The organism is Vibrio mexicanus (genome assembly GCF_001012815.1).
GTDB lineage: Bacteria > Pseudomonadota > Gammaproteobacteria > Enterobacterales > Vibrionaceae > Vibrio > Vibrio mexicanus.
Window position 1 is genome coordinate 1 of sequence record NZ_JYJP01000035.1, and the last position, 4,915, is coordinate 4,915.

7 protein-coding genes and 1 pseudogene are annotated in these 4,915 nt (G+C 40.0%); 2 read left to right on the forward strand and 6 right to left on the reverse strand.

Annotated features, from left to right (window positions below; all coding sequences use genetic code 11):
* Positions 1-120: 120 nt before the first annotated feature.
* From UA76_RS06425 to UA76_RS06445, 5 genes and pseudogenes are all read right to left on the reverse strand, one after another.
* On the reverse strand, positions 121-612 hold the full coding sequence (locus UA76_RS06425; protein WP_047044145.1) for a GNAT family N-acetyltransferase: 492 nt from the start codon (positions 610-612) through the stop codon (positions 121-123).
* Positions 613-751: 139 nt separating this feature from the next.
* Entirely contained in the window at positions 752-1,222 is a 471-nt protein-coding gene (locus UA76_RS06430) for a GNAT family N-acetyltransferase (protein ID WP_047044147.1), read from the reverse strand.
* 141 nt (positions 1,223-1,363) lie between these two features.
* On the reverse strand, positions 1,364-1,810 hold the full coding sequence (locus UA76_RS06435; RefSeq protein ID WP_047044149.1) for a hypothetical protein: 447 nt from the start codon (positions 1,808-1,810) through the stop codon (positions 1,364-1,366).
* Positions 1,794-2,129, reverse strand: a complete 336-nt coding sequence (locus UA76_RS06440; protein WP_047044151.1) for a hypothetical protein — start codon at positions 2,127-2,129, stop codon at positions 1,794-1,796. The genes UA76_RS06435 and UA76_RS06440 overlap by 17 nt, the downstream gene beginning before the upstream one ends.
* A 213-nt stretch (positions 2,130-2,342) precedes the next feature.
* Positions 2,343-2,827, reverse strand: a pseudogene (locus tag UA76_RS06445) (N-acetyltransferase family protein).
* Positions 2,828-3,027: 200 nt separating this feature from the next.
* Between UA76_RS06445 and UA76_RS06450 the strand changes: the two are divergent.
* Together UA76_RS06450 and UA76_RS06455 are read left to right on the forward strand one after the other, a co-directional pair.
* On the forward strand, positions 3,028-3,273 hold the full coding sequence (locus UA76_RS06450) for a type II toxin-antitoxin system CcdA family antitoxin (RefSeq protein WP_026050326.1): 246 nt from the start codon (positions 3,028-3,030) through the stop codon (positions 3,271-3,273).
* The gene (locus UA76_RS06455) at positions 3,273-3,590 is read left to right on the forward strand and encodes a CcdB family protein (RefSeq protein WP_026050327.1); all 318 of its coding nucleotides are present in this window, start codon (positions 3,273-3,275) and stop codon (positions 3,588-3,590) included. Before UA76_RS06450 ends, UA76_RS06455 begins: the two co-directional genes overlap by 1 nt.
* 123 nt (positions 3,591-3,713) lie before the next feature.
* Here the strand turns inward: UA76_RS06455 and UA76_RS06460 are convergent.
* Positions 3,714-4,915 (reverse strand): hypothetical protein (locus UA76_RS06460; RefSeq protein ID WP_238322197.1); only part of this gene is annotated, 1,202 nt, incomplete at its 5' end.

The window sequence follows — 4,915 nt, forward strand, 5'->3', positions numbered from 1 at the left end:
AATTAAGGGGTGAACAACGCCACCACCCAAACCTAAAGCATTGTGCCATAAACACTAAAATTGAAGTAGAAGCAAAAATGCCAAGCGTTGAGAATCCCTCTTAAATTGCTTGTTAGCCCACTACTCGAAGGTCTCATGAAATTCAACTTCACCTACTAATTTTTCTTCAGTAAACCAGATTGATTGAAAGTATTCAGCAGGGGCTCCTTGATATGTTAGCTCTGATTCAACTGCAAAGCCTACACGTGAATAATAGTTTGGATCTCCAACTAGAACACAACATATAGCTCTATTTGTAGACAGAAATTCCAAGGCTGAGTTCAATAACGCAGTGCCATAACCTTTTCCTTGAGCACTAGGCAAAACAGCCAGTGGACCAAGGCCGAAATAAGAGCCATTGAGACCATCAATCTTTATTGGGGAAAGAGCGAGATGACCAACAACTGCGCCAGCTTCTTCTACGACCAAGGATAGAACTAAGGCGTCATGTGCACGTAGCTTTTCAGCTAAGTATTGCTCTGTACCAGAAGAGTATGGTTTGCCCAAGAAAGCCAACTTCGTTATCTCTTCAATTTGGGTATAGTCTTTCGAACATTCGTTCCTTATGTTCATAATTCAATTATTCCTTGTGTGGCTAACGCCCGATTAAGTAGCCCGAAACGCACAACGATTGCCTCTGCATAACACCTTAAACACGGAATTGACTGCAAACCAAAAATGGCACGCGTTGAGGGTCTGCTTAAATTGCTTGTTATGTGTCTGGTTCCCACACCATGATAGTCGTTTCTATTTCATGGTGTTGTGCCTGATGTAGAACTTTAAAATCATGATTTAAATACAGCTTGATATTAAAACTCTCGCACTGTAGGTACAGCTTTTTGACACCAAGACTGATTGTTTTTTCTTTCGCTGAGTCTAACAATTTATGTGCAATACCTTTACATCTATGACTCTGGTGAGTAAACACACCACCAACCCAATGCTCATACTCTGGATAGTGCTTATTTTCACGAAATTTAAGCTCCAGAACACCGACAAGTTCAGTATCTATGTGAGCGACTAGAGACAACGGAAGTTTATTTCGATTAACGGATTTCTCTATGACTTTTTCAAGCACCATAGCTTCGGTGAAATCCGGAGCAATTCTAGCCCACTCATCGTAGTACCATTTTGCAATCTGTGGTGCTTCATGCGGGAAATCCGCTAGTAATGAAATTTCCATATTTCCTCTTCGCCACATAACGCCTGCTTAAGGGGCAAACAACGCTTCTCTGAACTGAAAGTAGAGTGCTTAAAACACAGAAGGTAAAAGAAGTATTAAAGTCGCCAAGCGTTGGTTGTCCCTCTTAAAGCATTTGTTATGTTAATGTCCTATAGCATTTAAAGCGGTTAGTACATCAAAATTTTCCCCAAACATACCTGATTCAGCTAATCTAGCAACCTGCTCTAGAAAGTCGGAATCAACAATATCTCTATAGTTTTCAGCTACAGAATTCTTTTTTAGAGCTAGGAAACTTTTAATGGCCTCACTATCATTAGCTCTGGAGTGCGATAGATAAGCTTGATATAAAAACTCTTTTACTTCTGTACGGGCGCACTCTTGGATTAGATAATCTTTAACCATTAAGAGTGCTACTTTTCTTGAAGTGAGAGGCTGTCCTACTAGCCAAGGATCTGATATGGCCTCGAACTTTGTTTCAGGTAGCGAAGTACAGTAGTCGAGTTTTTGGTTAAGCTTTGTGTAGCTTTTTTCTATAGCGAAGGTGTGAGTAGATAGCAATATTGCTAATAGACTAACGAGTAGCTTCATAAACACAGTCCCAAAATTTAGATTCATTACCAACAGAAAACAACCTTGCTTCGTCAGCAATTTTATTGGCTTCATTTCTGGTAATTGTATGTGCCGCAAGTAATACCTCACCGAAGACTTCCCAGTCATGCTCATAGATTTTTTTTAGTCGCTTTCCTGTTGTGGCACGTCCAGAAAATATATCAATAAACTGACTAGAAGCAACTGAAGTTGCTAGCAGATTCCCAAGTTCGATTTTACTATGGAAACGATCTAGGTACCCTTTCATTTTTGGTGATATAACCATTTCATCGATTTTACAGTATCTGAGGACTGACATTGTTATTCCTAATTATCAAGTAAACACTAACTACTTATGATAATCAGAGAGTTAAATCTAAGCACGAAGGAAAAGATAGGTATTTTAAGCTTTTTGATAGCGTTTTTGACTGTATGTAACATAACGCCTTGTTAACGGGCAAAAAACTAGTGTGCCATACTTTGAAGCGAAGCGGAAAATGGCATACGTTTTTTGTCCCTGTTAAACAATTTGTTAGCCGTACATTGCCCAATGGAAATACGGACGCTGACCATCCATTCGCTCAACTTCTGCGCCTAATTTCTTGTAAAACTCGTGTGCTTTCGTGTTGTATGGACTTGCCGTCCAAGAAATATGAGACGTTAATGACTTTTGAGCTTCCGTTTTCAAAGCATGCATAAGTTCAGCGCCGTACCCCTTTGACCTATGCTTGTCAAAAACTAGAAGATCATCAAGCCAAATAGAAGCTCGCCGCGAAAAGATGAATAACGATAATGAAACAAGGCGAAGCCCTGAACTTCGCCATCTACTTCCAATAGCAAAGCATGGGCAAACGGATAGTCACCAAATAAGGTTCGTTCAATTTTCTCTTTAGTTGTGGAGGTTTCGCCGTCGAACCCTTTCATAATCCGGTCAAATTCAGCTTTGTGTTCAATAAGTTCTAGCAACTTACCAGAGTCTTTTTTGATCGCTTTCCTTACGTTCACTTTGTCCTCCATAACTCAAGTTTCTGGTTGTCGGCTAACGCCCAATTAAGGTGTGAGCCACGCTACCACTGCACTCAACTTAGACGCCGTAAACACTAAACTAAACCCAAACTAAAAATGCCAAGCGTGGCGAATCACTCTTAAATTGTTTGTTATATGCCTTTCGTGCGCCTATACTTAATGCGCACCGTAAATACGCATAGGTAATTATCATGAGAAACGCATATAGTACGCAAGCACCCAAGAAGGCTGCAAACTTAAGCTTAAATAGCGAGTTACTCGCTGAAGCTAAGCGCCTAAACATAAACCTCTCGGCAACAATGGAAAAAGCCCTTGAAAAAGAAGTAAATCAGCGCCGTAAGACTGAGTGGTTAGAGCAAAATGCAGATGCTATCAACGCTTGCAATGAACTAACCGAAAATCACGGTCTATTTTCTGATTCTTACCGAGTATTCTAATGTCACAGTTTTCACTATACCAAAATAACGATAAAAGCACTGCTACCGCTTACCCATACTTTGTTGATGTTCAAAGTGAAATGCTTGATACACTGAATACCCGACTTGTGATTCCATTAACACCGGTTGAAATGTTAGAGAAGAAAGCCCCTACTCACCTATGCCCAGTGATCCACATTGATGAAGGTGACTTCGTAATCCTAACTCACCAAATGGCGAGTGTACCAACTAAGATCTTGCGTGATCCGGTAAATGATTTGAGCACTTTTAGAAACGAGATTATTGCTGCTATCGACTTCCTGATTACTGGCATATAACGCCCTGTTAAGGTGTGAGCAACGCAATGCCGAAGCGCCCGCATACCACCTTAATCACTTAAACCAACGCATGGTGAAAATGCCACGCGTTGCGAATCACTCTTAAACAGTTTGTTAGAAAATTTAATCATCATCCAGAAACGGTTTAATTTTCTTGTTTACAAAGTGATTCGGTTTCCAACCGATTGCAAGCTTATCAGTAAGTAGTGTATCTGCGAGTGATAGGGCTGACCCAACAAATGGTGCGACGACAGAAATTGTTGAACCTAAAGCGTACCTAAGTGTTTTTCCGGGTGTTTTTTCCAACCAGTGCTGACCACTTAACTCTTTTAGGTACTCAGATACAACACCAACATCAGGGTTAACCCCAACAGCCCATTTTTTAAATCTATCTGATTTTTCTAAAAGTTCTAAAAACTCCGAAAATGATCTGCGATCTGAATCTATGACTTCCTTAACTGATGGGTAATCATTGAGCACTACATGCTTAAAAGACGCTAGCTCGTTTTTGTTTAGGTCAGTTCTCTTAGTTACATGGGAGAACTTGATATTAATCAACTGTGATGAAACTGACGAGCTAAAAAAGTCGCCACCGTAATGGGATGCAAGCATCAAATCAGCGTGAGACTCTAAAATTTGGCTCAGTAAGCCCGCTTGATTGAAATCACCAGCACTTGGATTTATTCGCTTTGATTTAAAGGTGATGAAATCAAAGTCAATGTTGCTTCGAACTCTAAATCTCTCGGAGTTTTCAATAAAGTCCACATTTAAAAACAAACTACTATCGATATCCTTGCATCCTAACTGATTAGCTACAATTCTTTGTGCGCATTGGTTGATATAGCTTTGATCTTGAAGTTGTGCTCTTGCGCTACGTGTAATGCCGTTTTGAACAAAATGATCGCTTGAGAGATCATGTTTGGAAACTAATTTTAAAAACCGCTCTGCGTATTTGAGTGCTTTCTTTTTGTCGAAACCCAGTTTTTCAATTTGAAACTGAAGCCTTTTCTTTCGACTATGCAACTCACCCCTTTCTTGATCGCCAACAAACTTAATTGCTGCATACAGAAACTGATTATTGTCATTGTATGTAGAAAGGATTTCTTCGGTATAAACAGCAGTAACACTAGGCAAAGCGAGTAGCCTCAAAAATAAGTCCATGCCTAGTTGAGTTACAAGCCCACGGAAACTAGCATAGTCGATAATAATATGGACACTTTGATAAAATAGTAACGCTTCAGCGATCTCCCCTTTTGTTACGGGAACTCCCTCTTCCGAGCGCCTAAGTACAACTTTTTCAAACACCAGAACTCTCCAAAATTTTC